At 70.0% G+C, this 17,278-nt stretch carries 16 protein-coding genes; 5 read left to right on the top strand and 11 right to left on the bottom strand.

Features of this window, described 5'->3' with window-relative positions:
• Position 1 precedes the first annotated feature (1 nt).
• Positions 2-760 carry a PaaI family thioesterase gene (locus tag CEY15_RS06600; protein ID WP_095717780.1) on the top strand — a complete coding sequence of 253 codons (759 nt, stop codon included), beginning with the start codon at positions 2-4 and terminating at the stop codon, positions 758-760.
• Positions 761-788: 28 nt separating this feature from the next.
• Here the strand turns inward: CEY15_RS06600 and CEY15_RS06595 are convergent, their stop codons facing one another.
• Positions 789-1,424 carry a TetR/AcrR family transcriptional regulator gene (locus CEY15_RS06595; protein ID WP_238556188.1) on the bottom strand — a complete coding sequence of 212 codons (636 nt, stop codon included), beginning with the start codon at positions 1,422-1,424 and terminating at the stop codon, positions 789-791.
• Between the two features lie 43 nt (positions 1,425-1,467).
• A complete protein-coding gene (locus CEY15_RS06590; protein WP_245847328.1) occupies positions 1,468-3,027 on the bottom strand; it encodes a fatty acid desaturase in 1,560 nt (519 codons plus the stop codon).
• A 254-nt stretch (positions 3,028-3,281) separates the two neighbouring features.
• Between CEY15_RS06590 and CEY15_RS06585 the strand changes: the two genes are divergently transcribed.
• The gene (locus CEY15_RS06585) at positions 3,282-5,147 is read left to right on the top strand and encodes an ABC transporter ATP-binding protein (protein WP_095717807.1); all 1,866 of its coding nucleotides are present in this window, start codon (positions 3,282-3,284) and stop codon (positions 5,145-5,147) included.
• Between the two features lie 34 nt (positions 5,148-5,181).
• Here the strand turns inward: CEY15_RS06585 and CEY15_RS06580 are convergent, their stop codons facing one another.
• From CEY15_RS06580 to CEY15_RS06565, 4 genes are all read right to left on the bottom strand, one after another.
• Positions 5,182-6,111 carry an SDR family oxidoreductase gene (locus CEY15_RS06580; RefSeq protein ID WP_017835120.1) on the bottom strand — a complete coding sequence of 310 codons (930 nt, stop codon included), beginning with the start codon at positions 6,109-6,111 and terminating at the stop codon, positions 5,182-5,184.
• A 96-nt stretch (positions 6,112-6,207) separates the two neighbouring features.
• Complete coding sequence (locus CEY15_RS06575; RefSeq protein ID WP_095717779.1) at positions 6,208-7,539, bottom strand: TrpB-like pyridoxal phosphate-dependent enzyme; 1,332 nt, start codon at positions 7,537-7,539, stop codon at positions 6,208-6,210.
• 40 nt (positions 7,540-7,579) lie between these two features.
• Complete coding sequence (locus tag CEY15_RS06570) at positions 7,580-8,062, bottom strand: GNAT family N-acetyltransferase (RefSeq protein WP_017835118.1); 483 nt, start codon at positions 8,060-8,062, stop codon at positions 7,580-7,582.
• A gap of 10 nt (positions 8,063-8,072) precedes the next feature.
• Positions 8,073-8,729 carry a hypothetical protein gene (locus CEY15_RS06565; RefSeq protein WP_095717806.1) on the bottom strand — a complete coding sequence of 219 codons (657 nt, stop codon included), beginning with the start codon at positions 8,727-8,729 and terminating at the stop codon, positions 8,073-8,075.
• Between the two features lie 71 nt (positions 8,730-8,800).
• On the opposite strand from CEY15_RS06565, the gene CEY15_RS06560 reads away from it, so the two are divergent.
• Both CEY15_RS06560 and CEY15_RS06555 read left to right on the top strand, forming a co-directional pair.
• Positions 8,801-9,331, top strand: a complete 531-nt coding sequence (locus CEY15_RS06560) for a peptidylprolyl isomerase (RefSeq protein WP_017835116.1) — start codon at positions 8,801-8,803, stop codon at positions 9,329-9,331.
• 118 nt (positions 9,332-9,449) lie between these two features.
• A complete protein-coding gene (locus CEY15_RS06555) occupies positions 9,450-10,184 on the top strand; it encodes a rhomboid family intramembrane serine protease (protein ID WP_095717778.1) in 735 nt (244 codons plus the stop codon).
• Here CEY15_RS06555 and CEY15_RS06550 read toward each other — a convergent pair.
• On the bottom strand, positions 10,174-10,680 hold the full coding sequence (locus CEY15_RS06550) for a PH domain-containing protein (protein WP_245847327.1): 507 nt from the start codon (positions 10,678-10,680) through the stop codon (positions 10,174-10,176). The two genes, CEY15_RS06555 and CEY15_RS06550, sit on opposite strands and share 11 nt — an antisense overlap.
• Before the next feature lie 334 nt (positions 10,681-11,014).
• Positions 11,015-11,281 (bottom strand): cell division protein CrgA, encoded by a 267-nt coding sequence (gene crgA, locus CEY15_RS06545; protein ID WP_031264343.1) that lies wholly within the window; start codon positions 11,279-11,281, stop codon positions 11,015-11,017.
• Positions 11,282-11,384: 103 nt separating this feature from the next.
• Between crgA and CEY15_RS06540 the strand changes: the two genes are divergently transcribed.
• Complete coding sequence (locus CEY15_RS06540) at positions 11,385-12,065, top strand: aminodeoxychorismate/anthranilate synthase component II (RefSeq protein ID WP_095717776.1); 681 nt, start codon at positions 11,385-11,387, stop codon at positions 12,063-12,065.
• Between the two features lie 151 nt (positions 12,066-12,216).
• On the opposite strand, the gene pknB is transcribed toward CEY15_RS06540, so the two are convergent.
• Genes pknB through CEY15_RS06525 form a run of 3 tightly spaced genes read right to left on the bottom strand, consistent with a single transcriptional unit; the run spans position 12,217 to position 17,272 of the window.
• Positions 12,217-14,235, bottom strand: coding sequence for a Stk1 family PASTA domain-containing Ser/Thr kinase (gene pknB / locus CEY15_RS06535; protein ID WP_017835111.1), 2,019 nt, complete (start codon positions 14,233-14,235; stop codon positions 12,217-12,219).
• A complete protein-coding gene (locus CEY15_RS06530; protein WP_095717775.1) occupies positions 14,232-15,803 on the bottom strand; it encodes a serine/threonine-protein kinase in 1,572 nt (523 codons plus the stop codon). The genes pknB and CEY15_RS06530 overlap by 4 nt, the downstream gene beginning before the upstream one ends.
• Positions 15,800-17,272, bottom strand: coding sequence for a penicillin-binding transpeptidase domain-containing protein (locus tag CEY15_RS06525; RefSeq protein ID WP_017835109.1), 1,473 nt, complete (start codon positions 17,270-17,272; stop codon positions 15,800-15,802). Before CEY15_RS06525 ends, CEY15_RS06530 begins: the two co-directional genes overlap by 4 nt.
• Positions 17,273-17,278: the final 6 nt, after the last annotated feature.

Below are 17,278 nucleotides of genomic sequence, written 5' to 3'. Positions count from 1 at the left end.
TATGGCCCAGAACAACAACAGCCCTGAAGTCGGTCGCGGTCCCCTCCCGAGGATCGAGGGTGTGGACGATTTCCAGCTCAGCAGCATGCGGGCGCGGCTGGGGGAGACCTTCGATCCCATCCCCGTCCCCGACCTCCCCACACCGGATCCCGATCTGGATCGCACGGTGGCGGAGCTGCGCAGACTGCGCGAGGCGGTCTCCGGACTGGCCCACTCGGAAGTCCGGTTGGACGACGTCGCCGACCGGTTGGCCGAGGTCGCGGACCTCCTCGAGTCGCGCGTCCCGGAGCCCGTCCGCCGGCTGGAGACGATGTGGACGGGCGCCGGTTCCCGCAGGGCGAATCCCGTCGGCGGGCCGGAGAACCCGATCGCCCCACCGGTGCGGTTCTCCGCGTGTGATGACGGTTCGGTGACGGCCGAGGTCACGCTCGGACTGGCCTATCAGGGCCCCCCGGGATGCGTTCACGGCGGGATCAGCGCGCTCATCATCGACCACATGATGGGTTTCGCTAACCACTGGGGAGGCCGGTACGGAATGACCGCCCACTACGAGATCGACTACCGCTCACCAACCCCGCTCCTGAAGCCCCTGACGTTCCGCTCGTGGGTGGACGAGGTGGACGGGCGCAAGACCTGGACCAAGGCGACCATCCACGCGGGGGAGCGGTTGTGCGTGGAGGCCCGTGGTCTCTTCCTCGAGGCCAGTGTCGCGGTCCCGGGTCGACCGGATCAGCGGTCGACGGTGGGGGACGGAGCCTGACCGGTCCGTCGCATCCTGGGCCGCACCGTCACTGCTGGACGTCGACCTGCACGACCTTCTGTAGGTAGGGGGCGATCACCTCGGTCAGGCCCGAGGCCAACTGGTCCGGGTCCTCGGGCGGGAGCGAGATGAAACTGATGCCGATCCGGGCGATGATCGACGCGGCCAACCGGGCCTGGCTGGCCTCGATCCGCATCCAGCTCTCCGACAAGGCCGGCATGAGAACTTCCGTGGCACGCTCGATGAGCGGCCCGGCCTCGGTGGTGATCAGACGCAGCAGGTCCGGCTTGATGTCCCCGGTCACGAGCGCCCGGATCAGCGGATCGCGGCTACTGGACCGCAGGAACCCGTTGATCCCCTCGCTCAGGGCGAGCTCGATCTGCCCTGGGTGCCTGATGATCGAGTCCCGGATCTCGCCGGCGAACTTCTCCGACAGCTGGAGCGCGTACGCCTGCGCCAGCCCCTGACGGTTGCCGAAGGTGCTGTAGAGCGTCTGCCGACTCAGTCCCGCGGCCTGGGCCACGTCCGACATGGTCACGGCCGACCAGTCGCGGGACTCCAGTAGCTGGTGCATGGCGTCGAAGACGGTGAGGCGGGGCGACCAACGCCCCCCCTGGGAGTCCCCGGAGGAGCGTTGGTCACGTGTCGACGGGCGGCGCGGCATGAGGTCCATTGTTCCTGATCTGATGTCCGCGCGGAGTGGTGGGCTACTTCACGGGCAGGAAGTCGACCTTGTCGCGGACGCCGCAGTCCGAGCACCGCCAGGTGGAGGGGATCGCCGACCACGGGGTACCGGGAGGGAAGCCCTCGCGGGGCTCACCGGCCGCCTCGGAGTAGTGGTGCCCGCAGTTCGGGCACACGTACTCGCCGGTCGGTGAGGACTGGTCGGCGGCGATGTCGGTGTCGACGACGACCTTCTCCGCCACCGCGGTGGTGCCGTCACCGGTCGCGTCGACGCCGTAGCGGGCGAGGATCTTCTCGCGCTTGGACGGCTGGATGTTGGCCCGCGTGATGTCGCCCTCGTAGTGGGCCAGGACCCGCTTGTCCATGACCTTGCGCCACAGCGGCGGCACGTAGGCCAGAACCATCATGGTCGCGTAGCCGGACGGAAGCTGTGGGGCCTGGTCGAAGCTGCGCAGCACCTGGTAGCGGCGCATCGGGTTGGCGTGGTGATCGGAATGACGCTGCAGGTGGTAGAGGAAGATGTTCGTCACCAGATGATCGGAGTTCCACGAGTGCTCCGGGCGGCAGCGCTGGTAGCGGCCGGCCGAGGTCTTCTGTCGCTTCAGACCGTAGTGCTCGAGGTAGTTGACGACCTCCAGTAGCGAGAAGCCGAAGACCGCCTGCACGAGGAGCCACGGCGCGACCTCCCAGCCGAACACCGCGATGAGTCCGCCGAACAGGACGACCGTCATGAGCCAGGCGTTGAGGTTGTCGTTGCGGATGGTCCACGGCCCCTTGCCCAGACGACCGAGGCGCTCGACCTCGAGGTGCCAGGCCGATCGTGCGGAACCGACGACGCTGCGCGGGAGGAACGCCCAGAACGACTCACCGAAGCGCGAGCTGGCCGGGTCCTCGGGGGTGGCGACACGGGCGTGGTGACCGCGGTTGTGCTCGATGAAGAAGTGCCCGTACCCCGTGGTGGCCAGGGCGACCTTGGACAGCCACTTCTCGCTCCCGGCGATCTTGTGCCCCAGCTCGTGGGCGGTGTTGATCCCGATCCCTCCGGTGATGGCCACGGTCCAGGCCACGCCGATCGACGCCGCGATACCGAGACCCCCGTCGTACCCGAGCCACGACAGGTCCTGGGCGGTCCAGAGGTAGCAGGCGACGATGAGCGACGCGTACTGGAAGGGGATGTACAGGTAGGTGCACCACCGGTAGAACGGGTCGGCCTCGAGCTTGTCCATCACCTCGTCCGGCGGGTTCTCGCCGTCGGCGCCGATCGCCAGGTCACCGAGGGGGATCACGATGTACACCAGGACGGGGAGCAGGAACCACGCGGCGGAGGCGGCCCAGCCCAGACCCAGGGAGTTGAACCCGGCGACGAACGGCATCGACAGGAACAGGCCCATCGCCGGGATCAACCCGAGAAGCCACAGGTACCGCTTGGCGTCGGTCCAGGCGTAGGGCTCGACGGCGCCCTCGGTGGCTCCCTCGGCGGCGTCGCCCACGGGGGAGTCGGCCCGCCCCGCGGGAGACGTCAGGTGGTCCCGGTCGGGATTCTGGGCTCCGCCGCGGGGGCGGATGTATTCGGTGCTGGACATCGTCACGACCTCCGAAGTTCACTCGGGATGTGGCATACGCCACTGCATGAAGTCGAGATTAGACAAAATCCAGTGGCTTGTCTAGACACGATCTCCCGCTTTGTCCAAACGTGACCCTTCCGTGGCCCCTCCGCGTCGTCGGCCCGGTGGCCCGGTCAGCTCAGCCACCGCGGAATAAGGGCACCACACGCCCGGTTGTACCGTCAGGTCGTCGGAAACCCCTCTCCGACGCAGGAGGAGTGGCGGACGTGACGATGCAGCAGGCCGCCATGCGCACCCTGATGCGGGCCGAGAACAACAACATCACCCTCGACCGCAGCGTGTTCACCCGCGAGAACTTCCGGCGGATCGGACAGTTCGCGAGACCGCACACCAGGCGGATCGTCCTGTTCCTGATCCTGTCCGTGTTCGGCGCCTCCCTCGCGGTGGTGACCCCGCTGCTCGCCGGCCGCGTCGTCACGGCGATCGTGGACGGCACCGCCGTACGAGTGGTGTTCCTCCTCGCCGCCGCCATCGCGGTGATCGGCGTCGTCGAGGCGGTCAACGCCGTGGTGACCCGATTCTGGTCGGCCCGCATCGGCGAGGGCCTGATCCTCGACCTGCGCCGTGCGGTATTCGACCACGTCCAGACCATGCCCGTCGCCTTCTTCATGCGAACCCGGACGGGTGCGCTGGTCAGTCGACTCAACAACGACGTCATGGGCGCCCAGCGTGCGTTCTCGGACACCCTCTCCGGGGTCGTGTCCAACCTCGTCCAGCTCATCCTGACCCTCGTCGTGATGGCCGGGATCAACTGGCAACTCACACTCATGTCAGTGCTGTTGCTGCCGGTGTTCCTGTTCCCCGCGCGCTACGTGGGCAGGCGGCTGGCCAGGCTGCGTCGCGAGGCCTCCGACCTCAACGCGTCGATGAACGACCAGATGACGGAACGCTTCAACGCGGGTGGCGCGACCCTGGTCAAGCTCTTCGGCCGCCCCGCCGCCGAATCAGCGGAATTCGCCTCCCGCGCCGGCCGGGTGCGGGACATCGGGGTCCGGACCGCGCTGCTGATGAGCGTGTTCATGAACTCGCTGACACTGGTCTCCACCCTGGCACTGGCGCTGGTCTACGGCGTCGGTGGCTGGTTCGCCCTCTCCGGCGGGATGGACGCCGGGTCCGTCGTGGCACTCGCGCTCCTGCTGACCCGCCTCTACGGACCCCTGACCTCTCTGGCCAACGCGCCGATGGACGTGGTGACCGCCGTCGTGAGTTTCGAGCGGGTCTTCGAGGTCCTGGATCTGGACCCGCTGCTCAAGGACGCCCCCGACGCGGTCGACGTGCCGGAGGGACCGGCCGCCATCGAGTTCGACGACGTCCGGTTCTCCTACCCCTCGGCCGACAAGGTGTCCCTGGCCTCGCTCGAGGAGGTCGCCGTGCTCGACACCCGCGGTGGTCAGGAGGTCCTGCACGGGGTCAGCTTCCGTGCCGAACCAGGTCAGACGATCGCCCTGGTCGGGTCCTCCGGCGCGGGCAAGTCCACCATCGCGTCGCTGCTTCCGCGCCTCTACGACGTGGACTCGGGAGCGGTGCGGGTCGCGGGCCTCGACGTGCGTGGGGTCACCTCGTCGTCACTGCGCCGGACGGTGGGCATGGTCACCCAGGACGGTCATCTCTTCCACGACACGATCCGCGCGAACCTGACCTTCGCCCGCCCGGAGGTCACCGACGAACTCGTGTGGGACGCCCTGCGCCGGGCGCGGCTGGAGGACCTGGTCCGGTCGCTGCCCGACGGGCTGGACACCGTCATCGGAGACCGCGGGTACCGCCTGTCCGGCGGCGAGCGCCAGCGGCTGACCATCGCGAGACTGCTCATCGCGGAGCCGTCCGTCGTGGTCCTCGACGAGGCCACCAGCGCGCTGGACTCCACCAACGAGTCCGCGGTCCAGGAGGCCCTGACCGAGGCCATGTCCCACCGGACGTCGCTGGTGATCGCGCACCGGTTGTCCACCGTCCGCGCCGCCGACCTCATCCTCGTGCTGGAGGACGGCAGCGTGGCGGAGTCGGGCACCCACGCCGAACTGCTGGCAGCGGGCGGGCGGTACACCGAGTTGTACGAGACACAGTTCGCCGACCAGGAGTGACGACCCCCGCGCGGCGGCGCGGGGGAGGGCGTGGTCAGCTCTCCAGGTGGAGCCCCAGTTCGCGCGCCGCGAGCGCGGCGTACTTGGAGGTCTGTTCGAATGCGCTCTCCAGGCTCTGGGCGTCGGTGAGGTCGGCGATCTCGTTCCACCTCTCGGCCACGACCTCCGGGGTGCGGGCGTTGTCCGGGAGGTAGACCCCGCGGCTCTCGACCATCTGGGAGACGGCGAACACGCCGGCGCCGGCACCGAGGATGGTCTTGGTGGGCGCGTCCTCGCTGACCATGAACAGCGCGCCGGGCGCGATGGTCTCCGGGCCCATGATGTCCAGCACCCGCTGCGGCAGGAGGTCCTCGGTCATGCGGGTGGCGGCCGTGGGCGCGATGGAGTTGACCTTGATGTTCTTCTTGGCGCCCTCGATGGCGAGCACGTTCATGAGACCGACGAGGCCGGACTTGGCGGCGGCGTAGTTGCTCTGGCCGAAGTTGCCGTAGATGCCCGAGGACGAGGTGGTCATGAGGATGCGGCCGTATCCGGCCTCGGCCATGTGGGGCCAGACGGCCTTGGTGCAGTTGACCGAACCCATGAGGTGGACCTCGAGGACCTTGCGGAAGTCGTCGTTGTCCATCTTGGCGAACGACTTGTCGCGCAGGATGCCCGCGTTGTTCATGAGGATGTCGATGCGGCCCCACTTGTCGATGACCGAGGAGACCAGCGCGTCGACCGCGGCCTCGTCGGTGATGTCGTTGCCGTCGACCATGGCCTCGCCGCCGGTGGCGACGATCTCGTCGACGACTCGCTGGGCGGGTGAGGACGTGCCACCCTCGCCGTGGACGTCGCCGCCGAGGTCGTTGACGACGACCTTGGCGCCGCGCTCGGCCAGGGCGAGGGCGTAGGCGCGGCCGAGGCCGCCTCCGGCGCCGGTGATGATCGCGACGCGGTCGGTGAAATCGATGGGATTGACCATGGGTGACTCCTGATGTCGAGAGGGGGTCGGTTCAGTTGGTGGGTGGCTGTGCGGCGACGAGGCCGTGACCGCGCGAGGTCCCCGCCGGCTCCGGGCTCAGCCCAGCTCGCCGCGGACGTACGACTCGTAGGCCGGGAGATCGAGGAACCCGTGACCGGACAGTCCGATCACGATGGACGGGCCCGTGCCCGCTTCCCCGGTGTGCCGGCGGGCCTCGTCGAGCGCTCCGGCGAGGGCATGGGTGGACTCGGGCGCGGGCACGATTCCCTCGGCCTTGGCGAACTCCACACCGGCCGCGAAGGCGACGTTCTGCTCCACCGCGATCGAGTCGAGCAGCCCGAGGTGCTTGACGTGGCTGACCAGGGGTGCCATCCCGTGGTACCGCAGACCGCCCGAGTGGATCGGGTCCGGAACGAAGTCCTGGCCCAACGTGTACATCTTCATGAGCGGGGTCAGCCCCGCGACGTCCCCGTGGTCGTAGCGGAACTCGCCCTCGGTCATGGACGGGCACGCGGACGGCTCGACCGCGACGATCCTCGTCCGCGCGCCGGCCAGGTTCTCGCGGATGAACGGGAACGCCAGACCGGCGAGGTTGGAGCCGCCTCCGGCGCACCCGAACACGTAGTCGGGGGCCGTCTCGCCGAACATCTCCAACTGCTTGAGGGCCTCCTCGCCGATGATCGTCTGGTGCAGGCACACGTGGTTGAGGACGGAACCCAGGGAGTAGCGGGCCTCGGGATCACCCGCCGCCACCTCGACCGCCTCCGACACCGCCATGCCCAGCGAACCGGGGGTCCGGGGGTCCTTGGCGAGGAAGGACCGTCCGGCCTCGGTCAGGTCGGAGGGGCTGGGGTGAACGGACGCGCCGAAGGTCTCCATGAGCATGCGGCGGTACGGCTTGGACTCGAACGACGCCTTGACCTGCCAGACCTCCACCTCGATGCCGAAGGCCTGGCCTGCGAATGCCAGCGAGGCACCCCACTGCCCGGCGCCCGTCTCGGTGGTGAGCTTGGTGATGCCCTCCGCGGCGTTGTAGTACGCCTGGGCCACGGCCGTATTGGGCTTGTGCGAGCCGACCGGGCTGGTGCCCTCGTACTTGTAGAAGATCCTCGCCGACGTACCGAGCGCCTTCTCCAGTCGGCGCGCACGGATGAGGGGCGAGGGCCGCCACAGGCGGTAGATCTCCCGCACCTCCTCCGGGATCTCGACGTACCTCTCAGCGGTGACCTCCTGCTCGATGAGCGCCATGGGGAAGAGCGGGGCGAGGTCTTCCGGGCCGAGCGGCTCCTTGGTGCCGGGGTGCAGGTGCGGCGCCATCGGCTCGGGCAGGTCGGCCTGGATGTTGTACCAATGGGTCGGCATCTCGCTCTCGGGGAGCAGTGCCTTGACCAGAGGGGCCGTGACCGGCGGTGCAGCGTCAGACGTCATGTGGTGTCCTCGGGAGATGTCGGGAGGGGTGAGCCACACCTCATCTTACGAGGTCGCGCCGCATGGGGAGGTGTGGGATCCGCTCATCCAGATACTCCGGTCCGCAGCGGAGGAACCCGAACTGCTCGTACCACCCCTCGAGGTGGGACTGGGCGCCTATCTCGACGGGCATCGCGCCGCAGAGCCCGAGGCCGTGACGGATCAGGACACCGGCGATCCCCCGCCCTCGCCACCCGGGCGCCGTACACACCCGGCCGAGGTGCATGACCCCACCGTGGACCCCCGACCCGAACACGCGCAGGGTCGCCACCAACTCCTCCGGGCCGGACTCGGTGGCCGGAGCCCAGGCCAACAGGTGCGTGGTGCCGGGGTCGGCATCGACCTCGTCGATCTCCGCGTACGGGCAGTCCTGCTCGGCGACGAAGACGTCCACGCGCAGCTTGTACAGCGCGTGGACGTCCAACGGCCCCAGCCCGGCCAGCGGAGAGGCGACGACTCTCCACGGAGGGTCGTGCTCACCCATCAACTGCAGGTCAGGGCTTGTCGGCCGGGGAACCAGCGGCCGGGTCGTCGTCCGACGGCTGCGGCGCGGAGCCGGCGGCCGGGCCGGGCGCGGCGCTTCCGGCCGCGGGCGCCGTGCCGTCGGGCTGATCTGCGGGACCCTCGGGGTCGGGGGACTCGATGGTGAGGTCCTCGCCGGCCTCGGATTCACCGGCGGTGCCCGCCGGTTCGGTGGAGGCCGTGGTCCTGGGGGTCGTCGTGGGCGCGGCCCCGGAGTACTCCTGGCCACGCAGGAAGTACGCGGCAGCACCCGCGACCGCGGCGCCGCCGGCGAGTCCGACGATCCACAGGGGCGCGAGGCGCCGCCGCTTCTTCGGCGTGTCCTGGGGGGCGGTGAGAACGGAGGTCTGCTCCCGGAGGGACTCGGCGTGTTCCTTGGCGTCCGCGGCGAGGTTGCCCAGGATCTCCGCCTGCTCCGCGCGCCGTTCGCGCAGCACCTGGATGCCGCGGCTGGCGCCGAACAGGGCCAGACCCGCGGGCCCGCGGGTGGCGGCCACCGCCGCTTCACCCAGGAAGCGGGGATCCTTGAGGTCGAATGCCTTCCGGGCGGCGGTGCCGGCCTTCTCCAGGTCCTTCTCGGCGGACTTGATGGCCTTACGTTCAGCGGCTCGATCACTTCGTGTGCTCATGGGTAGATGGTGGCACAGGGCCCGGACCCCGACCACCACCTCACCGACATCCACCGGTACCGCGTGGCAGGATGGTCGCCGTGAGCATCGCAACGCAGAAGGCAACCATCCACACCACCAAGGGCGACATCGTCGTCGAGCTGTTCGGCAACCACGCCCCGGAGACGGTCGCGAACTTCGTCGGCCTGGCCGACGGTTCGAAGGACTACTCGCAGGCCAACGCCAAGGGCGAGAAGAGCGGCCCGTTCTATGACGGTTCGATCTTCCACCGCGTCATCTCCGGGTTCATGATCCAGGGCGGCGACCCCACGGGCACCGGTCGTGGCGGTCCGGGTTACCAGTTCAAGGACGAGTTCCACCCGGAGCTCCAGTTCAGTGAGCCCTACCTGCTGGCCATGGCCAACGCGGGCCCGGGGACCAACGGTTCGCAGTTCTTCGTCACCGTGGGCCCCACGCCGCACCTGAACAACCGGCACACCATCTTCGGGAAGGTCGCCGACGCCGACTCGCAGAAGGTCATCGACGCCATCGCCACCACCAAGACCGGGGCCATGGATCGTCCGGTCGAGGACATCGTGATCGAGTCCATCGAGATCTCCTGACAGTTGATCCCCGGGGTCGTGGCGACACGACCCGGCCAGCGGCGCGGGCACCGGTACCCCGGTCCCGCGCCGTCGCTGTCTCCATGACGATGCAGAAACGGTGACACCCCACCACGCCATGACCACTCAGACCCACAGCGGCGGCGCAGTCTCCCGCTTCTTCCGCCTCCAGCCGGTGACCGCGTGGCTCATCACCGCCAACCTCGCGGTCTACGCCGCGACGGTCGCCCAGTCGCGGAGTCTGCTCGCCAACCATTCCGCCGCGCTGTTCCAGGCCACGGCGCTGTATCCGCCGGTGGTCGCCGCCCGGGACGAGTGGTGGCGTCTGATGACATCGGCGTTCCAGCACTTCGGCCCCATGCATCTGCTGCTCAACATGTACATGCTGTGGATCCTCGGTCTGGGTGTCGAGCGCAGCATCGGCCACGCGCGGTTTCTCGCGCTCTACCTGGTCTCGGCCCTCGGCGGGTCCGCCGCCGTGATGTTCTACGGCCAGAACGCGCTCACGGCCGGGGCGTCCGGCGCGATCTTCGGGCTCATGGGTGCCTATGCCATCGTCGCGATGTCGATGCGCGTGGACGTCAAGGGGATCGGGATACTGCTGATCCTGAACATCGGCGTGAGTTTCCTGGTCCCGGGCGTCTCGCTGGCAGCGCATCTGGGCGGTCTGCTGGTGGGTGCGCTCGGCGCGCTGGTCCTGGTGGCGTTGCCCCGTCGGTTACCGAGGCGGGTGGGCCGTGGCGGACGGGAGGCCGTGTCGTGGCTCGGCTACCTGGTGCTGGTGGCGATCGTCGCGGCGGCCGCCTGGTACGCGGCCGACACCATGTCGCCGGGGTTCGTCCTCAGAGGGTAGAGCCCCCGAACCCCAGTTCCACCAACCGGTCGGTCACCTCACGCGGATCGGTCCCCAGGTCGCCTCGCGTGAACACCTCGAGTACCTCCCGACCCCGGTCGTCCACGTACTCCAGCCGCATGAGGTGCTGCCGCACGCCCCATCGCGCGACCCCCAGTGCCCGCGCCTCGACGACCCGGGCGGGCGGGACGAACACCACGCCCCTGAGCTTCCTGATCGCGAGCTGCCCGTCCACCACCTCGATGCGGGGACGCCGTATCAGCTGCATCACCCCCGCGGGGATCACGAACAGCGCCAGGAGTCCGGTGAGGATGAGCCCGAGCGGGTCCCCGTTCGCCGACCCCACCGCCACGGCACCGACACCGAGGGCGATCTGCGCGCTCGGCCACAGCACCCCCGGACCCCACGAATCCGCATCCCACGAATCCGCACTCGCCGAATCCGGACCCCCCGAACCCGAACCGTGCCCGCCGGGAGACGCCGCTGGCTCACTCATCCCCCCATCCTCCCTCATCCACAGGCGGCATCCACAGTGTGGATGAATCACACGGGTGGAGTTCGATCCGCGTTCGAGAGCCCGGCACCCCGACCTGCGGAGTCGTCTTCGTCGTCGTCGTCGGCGGTTTTTCCCCAGTGTGGAGGGAGTTGTCCACAGCCTGTGTGGGCGGGTCGGGTCAGCGGTAACAGCGGTCACTTCGCCGTATGCACCACGTTGACCTGCGTTGATGTCAATTCGATAAGAAAATGCAGGTCACCCCCCGCGTGATGCGGGGGGTGACCTGTGTATAAGACTGTGGATTACCCGGAACGGGGCTCCGTGAGAACGGGTGTCAGCGCCAGTTCATCGTCATGAGGAGCCCGACGACAGCCAGACCGAACCCGATGGCGAAGTTCTGCCACGTCTCGAGGGACTGCATGAACGGGATCCGCTCACCGGCGATGTAGTAGGTCACCAACCACGCGAGCCCCAGGATCATGAGACCGAACATCACGATGATGTACCACTGCGACGTGGGCGTCCCCTTGACCTTGACGGGGGTGCGGCTGACGGCCGCGTCTGTGTACTCGGTCTTCGACCGGACCTTTGACTTGGGCATGACGTCCTCGCGCTGGTGGGGCTGCACTGGTGGGGCTGATCCAGGGCAGTCTACCAAGCCCCACCCCGGACGTTCATCCCACCGACGGCAGTACGCTGCATCTATGCGCATCCTCGTCGTCGACAACTACGACAGCTTCGTCTACAACCTGGTCCAGTACCTGGGCCAGTTGGGAGCCACGTGCGAGGTGTGGAGGAACGACGACGAGAGGCTCGCCGGACCCGACGGTGGCTACGACCCGGCGTCGCTGGCGAGCGTGGTCGCGGAGTTCGACGGCGTCCTGCTCAGCCCCGGCCCGGGTACGCCGGACCGGGCGGGGGCCACGATCCCGCTCATCGGGGTCTGCGGGCGCGCCGGAGTCCCGGTGCTGGGCGTGTGCCTGGGACACCAGGCGATCGGGGAGGCGTTCGGGGCCACGGTCGACCGGGCCGCCGAACTCATGCACGGCAAGACGAGCCGCGTCACCCACGACGACTCCGGCGTCCTCGCCGGGATCCCCAGTCCCTTCACGGCGACCCGCTACCACTCGCTGACGGTGCTGCCGGAGACCATCCCGGAGGACCTCGTGCCCACCGCATGGACCGCGTCCGGTCTGGTCATGGCGATGCGGCACCGCGAGATGCAGGTGCACGGGGTGCAGTTCCACCCCGAGTCGGTGATGAGCGACGGAGGCCACCGCATGCTCGCCAACTGGTTGGGGATGTGTGGCGAGCAGCCGGAGGAGGCCCTGGTGGCGGGTCTGGAGCAGGAGCTCGACCGGGCCCGGGGCGCCGCGCTCGCCTGAGCCGCCGCGCCGCCCCGGCCGCGCCCACCCGCGCCCGCCCGCCCGCGCCCGCCCCCACCCGGCGGCCCTGCGCTTTCATCGATAAGAGCGTTCCGCACAGATCCACTCGGCCGATGTGCGCGGAACAGTCTTCTCGACGGAGGGGCGGGGCTCAGCCGGGGCCGGGTACCAGCCCGAAGCGGATCACGCGCACCACGACCTGGTCGTTCACCCCGGCCTCGCCGACAGGCGGCTGTTGCGAATAGATCTGCCCCACCCGGGTGAGATCCGGGTCGTTCTGCGGCAGCTCGACCAGCTGACCGCGGCCTCCCCGCCACCCGGCGCGCTCGAGCTCGGCCAGCGCCTCGGGCACGGTGTCTCCCACGAGGTTGGGCATGAGGAACCGGTTCCCCGCCGAGACCTGCAGCGTGATCGTGGCTCCCTTGAGCTGCGTCTGCCCGGCCGGGGTGGACTGGTCCACCACCTGACCCTCCGGCGCGGTGCCGTCGACCCTGCGGGTGTCGACCCGGAATCCCAGGCCCTCGAGGGTCGCCCGGGCCGAGTCGATGGACTGCCCCACCACCCCCGGCACCTGCAGTTCCTCGGGGCCGGACCCCACCGTCAACCTGACGGGACGGTCTGAGGGCACCTGGGCGCCCGGGGGCGGATCGGTGTCCACGACCTTGTCCTGGTCCTCGGTTGTCGAGGGGCGGGCCTCGTTCTCCGGGACCACCTCGAACCCTGCTTCCTCGAGGGCCACCCGCGCGTCCACGGGTGACATCCCCATGACGTTGGGAACCGTGAGGATGGGCCGGCCGGTGGATACCAGGAGAATGATCTCCGAGCCGACGGGGAGGCGCTTGCCGGCGATCGGGTCGGAGGCGACCACCAGGCCCGCGGGGACCCTCTGATCCGGTTGCGGGTTCTGGACCGGCTCCAGGCCGAGGGCGGTCAGTTCGTCGACCACCTCCTGCACGGGCCGCTGGGCGACCTCCGGGACGGTCACCTCCTGGACCTGGACGACCGCGCCGTTGCGGTCGGACGTCGCCCAGATCGACAGACCCGCCACGACGGCGAGGACGAGCAGGGCCGCGATCGCGATCGTCGCCGCGCGGGGGCGTCTCCGGCCGCCGTCACCGTCGCCGGGGCCCGCAGCCCGCGAGGCCCCGACACCGGTGGCGGCACCGGCGGTGAGCCCGGGCAGTGCGTGCGCCTCGGTGGGCGCCTCGGACGGCGGGATCCGGTCGGGCCGGCCCGAGCCGAAGCCCGCCCCGGCGAACCCGTGGGGGGCGTCGGGCCGCTGGCCGTCGTCGAGTTCGTCGTCGGAGAGCACCAGCGGCGCGGCGGGACGACCCCCGCTCAGGACGGTGAGCAGGTCGGTGCGCATGTCCCCGGCGGTCTCGTACCGGTTCTCGGGGTTCTTCGCCATCGCCTGCATGACCACGGCATCGACGTACCGGCCGACCTCGGGGTTGATCGCCGACGGAGGCTGCGGGGACTCCCGGACGTGCTGGTACGCCACCGCGACAGGGGACTCGCCGCTGAACGGGGGGGTTCCGGTGACCATCTCGTACAACACGCAGCCGGCCGAGTACAGGTCCGATCGGGCGTCGACCGTCTCGCCGCGGGCCTGTTCGGGACTGAGGTACTGGGCGGTGCCGAGCACGGACGAGGTGGTGGTGAGCGTCGAGGTCGAGTCGCTGACCGCGCGCGCGATGCCGAAGTCCATCACCTTGACGGCCCCGTCGCGCGAGATCATGATGTTCGCCGGCTTGACGTCCCGGTGGATGATCCCCTTCTTGTGGGAGAAGTCGAGAGCACCGCAGACGTCGGCCATCACCCCGAGAGCGCGTTCCATCTCCATGGGGCCGTCCATCTTGACGATGTCCCGGATGGTGTCGCCCTCGACCAGTTCCATGACGATGTACGGGAGTGCACCGTCGTCGGTGCGCTCCTCGCCCGTGTCGTAGATCGCGACAATGGAGGGGTGGTTGAGCGACGCGGAGTTCTGGGCCTCCCGGCGGAAGCGCTGGTAGAAGGTCTCGTCGCGGGCCAGTTCGGGCCGCATGATCTTGACCGCCACGTCGCGGCCGAGCACGGTGTCCCGTCCCCGGTGGACCTCGGACATCCCGCCGAATCCCAGGACCTCGCCGATCTCGTACCGGCCTGCGAGCAGATGGGGCGTGGTCATCCGCGGTCACCTGCCCTGCCGGGGCCGGGGGCCGCCGCGTCGGGCCCGGTGTTGCCGCCCGGGCTGCCGCCACCGTTGCCGCCCGGGTTGCCGCCACCGGCCTGGGCCTGCGGGACGAAGGAGTTGAACTCGGAGGTCAGTGAATCGAGCATGTCCTGCAGGTCGGGCGGCGGGGGTGTCTCGGTCGGCGTCGGCTCGGGAGGGGGAGTGGGTTCGGGGACGGGCTCCGGGGCGGGGGCCGGAACCTGGGTGGTCTGGGTCTGGGTCAGGGTCTGCGGAACCGTGGTCGCGGGCGGGGTCGTGGGTGTGGTCCCGCCGAACAGGCCTCCGGGCCCGAACACGCCGGCGTTGGACAGCGCGATCGCGGCCGCGACGGCGAGGGCCGCGAGCACGATCACCACGACGAGGAACCAGCCGGCGCACCCCGCACCGCCGCGTCGTCGGGGGGGCCGTGAGGTGACCGGCGGGGCGGGGTGGCGGCGCGCAGGCGCCTGTGCGGGGGACTGGGCGGGTGCCCGCTGCGTCCGGTACGGCGGTCGTGACCCGGCCTGCGCGGCCGACCCGGGATGGAGTCCCGTGTACGCCCGGGTGGGATCCGGACGCGCCCCGGTGCCCGGCCCGGGGGTCTCGTCGGGCAGCACCGTGGTGGCGGCGGTGGCCGCGCCCGCGCCGGCGGCTGCACCGAGGACCCCCCCGGCGGCCGCGGCGAACGCCTGCGGGGGCCGGGGGTCACGGCCCGCGCGCACGTCCGCGACCGCCTCGGCGAAGGCCTCCCCGTCGGGGTACCGCCGGTTCGGATCCTTGATCATGGCGTCGGACAGGAGCCTGCGCACCGGCGGCGGTACCGAGTCGGGGAGCGGGGGCGGCGTCTCGCGGACGTGCATCATCGCCACGCTCACCGGGGAGTCGGCCACGAACGGCCTACGCCCGGACAGGCACTCGTATCCCACGACCCCGAGGGAGTAGACGTCACCGGCAGGGGTGGTCTCGTGGCCCATGGCCTGCTCGGGCGCGATGTACTGGGCCGTGCCCACGACCATCCCGGCCTGTGTGACCGCCGCGGACCCCATCGATTTGGCGATGCCGAAGTCGGTGAGCTTGACCTGCCCGGAGGGCGTGATGAGGATGTTGCCCGGCTTGACGTCCCGGTGGACCAGCCCGATGGCGTGCGCGGCGTTGAGCGCGCGACCGGTCTGCTCGAGCATGTCCAGGGTGTGGCGCAGCGGGAGCGACCCCTCGCGCGACAGGACGTCGGAGAGCGGCTCGCCCACCACCAACTCCATGACCAGGTAGGACAGCGGGTTCCCCGAGGCCGGGTCGTCGATCTGCCCGTAGTCGTAGACCGTCGCGATACCCGGGTGGGAGATCCGCGCCGTCACCTTGGCCTCGGACCGGAACCTCTCCACGAATTCCTGGTCGGAGGAGAACTCGGCCTTGAGGACCTTGACCGCGACGTGTCGGTCCAGCACCGCGTCGGCGGCCTCCCAGACCTGCCCCATCCCGCCCGTGGCGATCAGGCGCAGCAGTCGGTACCGGCCGGAGAGCACCGCTCCGGAGTTCAGGCTCATCCCGCGCCCCCGAGGAGTGCCCCCAGGACCTCGCGGCCGATGGGGGCGGCATAGGTGGAGCCCACGGTGTCCCTGGTGATGCCGGGACCCGACTCGAGCGCCACGGCCACGGCCACGTCCTGGCCGGGGACGAAGGCGATGTACCAGGTGTAGGGGACGGTCGTCGCGGCGTCCACGCCGTGCTCGGCGGTACCGGTCTTGGAGGCGATGGTCACCCCGGGCAGCCCGCCGCCGGCGTTGCGCTCCGCTCCCTCCATGAGTTCGGTGAGGGTGGCGGCCTGCTCGTCGGTCAGGGCGCGCCCCGCGTCCTCGGGGGTGAACCCCTGGACCACGGAGAGGTCGGGCGCCGTGAGGGAGCGGATCAACTGGGGCTGCATGCGTACCCCGCCGTTGGAGACGGTGGCCGCCACCATGGCGTTCTGCAGGGTGGTCATGCGGACGTCGCTCTGACCGATCGAGCTCATGGCGAGCTGCGCCGCGTCCTCCATCTGGCCGAGTCCGGACGGTGCCGCGGGGATCCCGAGTTCGTCCGGTTCCCCGCCGTCCAGACCGAATCGCTCGGCCATCTCGGTGAACGCGTCGGTGCCGATCTCCTGGCTGAGCTCCACGAACGGCACGTTGCAGGAGAGTTCGAACGCCGTGCGGAGGGTGACGGTGCCGCCCCCACAGGTCTGGCCGGCGTAGTTCTGCAGGAACGTGGAGGTGCCGGGCAACAGCGTGCGGTCCGCGCCGGACACCGGGGTCTCCGGTCCCATCCCGGATTCGAGTGCGGCGGCCGTCGTGATGACCTTCATGGTGGACCCGGGCGGCAGGGACTGCTGCGTGGCGTGGTTGAGCAGCGGCCGGTCCGGGCTCTGTTCGATCCGCTCCATCTCCTGGGTGCGGACGGTCTGCTCCTGGCTGGACAGCGCGTTCGGGTCGAACGCCGGGCTGGAGGCCAGGGCCAGCACCTCCCCGGTCGAGGGCCGGACGGCGGCCACCGAGCCGACGAAGGGCCCCTGGCCGGCGCCCCGTTGCAGTGCCCCGAAGGCCGCCTCCTGCGCGGCGGGGTCGAGGGTCAGCTCCACCGACCCGCCCTGGGGGGTCCGGCCGGAGATGAGCCCGGAGATGCGCTGGGAGAGCAGCCTGGGGTCCGACCCGTTGAGGAAGGCGTCCTGGGACTGCTCGATCCCGGAGGTGGCGAACTGCAGGGAGTAGTACCCCACGGTCGGACCGAACGCGACCGGGCTGGTGGGATACGTGCGCTCGAACTCGTACCTACCGTCTGAGGGCACCGACATGGCCAGTACCCGGCCCCCGGCGGTGATCTGCCCGCGCTGGCGGGAGTACTCGTCGAGCAGCATCCGGGTGTTGCGTGGATCGGCCCGCAGTTCGTCGGCGCGGAAGACCTGGACCCAGGTGAGCTGGAGGAGCAGCGCCACCACCATGACGATGGCGGCGACCGCGACCCTGCGGATGGCGGCGTTCACCCGGCA

The organism is Dietzia natronolimnaea (assembly GCF_002289575.1).
In the GTDB taxonomy this organism is placed as follows: Bacteria; Actinomycetota; Actinomycetes; order Mycobacteriales; family Mycobacteriaceae; genus Dietzia; species Dietzia natronolimnaea_A.
The sequence above is the reverse complement of the archived record's forward strand: the minus strand, read 5'-3'. Positions and strand labels throughout refer to the sequence as shown.